Below are 816 nucleotides of genomic sequence, written 5' to 3' on the forward strand. Positions count from 1 at the left end.
AAGTAGAGCTACGAAGGGAGGTCAACTATTCAAGGGGAGAAAAGGGGAATATACTATTGGAGGGTAGGGGGCCTGGGGAGACGGGGAAGGGGGGGAACAAGGGGGGCCGGGGGAGCGCGGGCGGTGGCAGGCAGGGCCCGGCGAAGAAGGTGCGGGGGCCCGGAGGGGGCGGGGGGTGCAGGTAAGGCAACTGGGCACCGGTGAGGCGAAACCGACAGGCCTCAAAACGGATCGCGAGCCGGTCGCACAACGCCGACGCCCGAGTCCGCACGGTCGGGACATCCTGCGGCGCGGTCTCATCACTCACACCGGTCATCGTAGGTGGCGCCTATGCCCCTCCCGCCGCGCCGCAGCTTCCCCGACGCGAAGTCGGCGAGGATCTCCTCGCCGAACGCCAGGTCGCCCCGCACCCCCGATCTGATCATCAACCAGGACTCCGCAGCCTGCGCGGCGCGCTCCCGGGAGATCCCCTCGGCCAGGTAGGCGTCCCGGACCGCGTGCACGCACGCCGACAGCTCATCGAGGTAGCGGCCCTCCATCGCGGCCTTCACCGACGGGTCGCGGGGCCACGACCTCCTCGTACCGCAACCGCTCCGCGTCGTGCACCGCCTGGATCCGCGACACCGCCGCCTCGGTCAGCTCCCCGGCGCCGGGCTCGTCAATGGTCACCCCCGCCCGCCCTTCACCCCCCGGATCCCGTCCCGCACGATCCCTCCCCCGCTCCGCCCATCCCGCCCACGCCCCCGCCCCCCCACCCGCCCCCGCCCCCCCCCCCCCCCCCCGCCCCTCCCCCCCCCCCCCCCCCCCCCCCCCCCC

2 protein-coding genes are annotated in these 816 nt (G+C 73.7%); both read right to left on the reverse strand.

Annotation, left to right across the window (positions count from 1 at the left end; translation table 11 throughout):
* Positions 1 to 299: 299 nt before the first annotated feature.
* Entirely contained in the window at positions 300 to 539 is a 240-nt protein-coding gene (locus tag D8M34_RS18415) for a hypothetical protein (RefSeq protein WP_148113110.1), read from the reverse strand.
* Positions 517 to 669 carry a hypothetical protein gene (locus D8M34_RS19155; protein WP_161973099.1) on the reverse strand — a complete coding sequence of 51 codons (153 nt, stop codon included), beginning with the start codon at positions 667 to 669 and terminating at the stop codon, positions 517 to 519. The genes D8M34_RS18415 and D8M34_RS19155 overlap by 23 nt, the downstream gene beginning before the upstream one ends.
* Between the last annotated feature and the right edge of the window lie 147 nt (positions 670 to 816).

Source organism: Microbacterium sp. HSID17254, from assembly GCF_003989315.1.
GTDB lineage: Bacteria > Actinomycetota > Actinomycetes > Actinomycetales > Microbacteriaceae > Microbacterium.

Bases quoted from the DNA above. Each gene is read 5' to 3' on its own strand.
- D8M34_RS18415 (WP_148113110.1), bottom strand. From the start codon at position 539: ATGGAGGGCCGCTACCTCGATGAGCTGTCGGCGTGCGTGCACGCGGTC.